At 65.6% G+C, this 253-nt stretch carries 1 protein-coding gene; it reads left to right on the forward strand.

All coding sequences use genetic code 11. The features are described from left to right. The coding region (locus OC610_RS29325; RefSeq protein WP_264433367.1) for a hypothetical protein at positions 1 to 253 on the forward strand (253 nt) is incomplete at both ends.

Here is a 253-nt window from a genome sequence, read left to right on the forward strand (position 1 = left end):
CGTTCGCCTACACCTCGACCGCCTTTCCCATGCTCACCGGGACCCTGGTGACTGTGGCCGGTTTCGTGCCCATCGGCCTGAACGCCAGTTCGGCAGGGGAATACACCTTCACGCTGTTCGCGGTGATCGCCGTGGCGATGCTGGTGTCCTGGATCGTCGCGGTGCTGTTTGCGCCGGTGATCGGCGTGCACATCCTCAGCACCGACATCAAACCCCACAGCGCCGAGCCGGGGCGGATCGGCCGGGCGTTCAA

It is taken from the genome of Pseudomonas agronomica (assembly GCF_025917275.1).
In the GTDB taxonomy this organism is placed as follows: domain Bacteria; phylum Pseudomonadota; class Gammaproteobacteria; order Pseudomonadales; family Pseudomonadaceae; genus Aquipseudomonas; species Aquipseudomonas agronomica.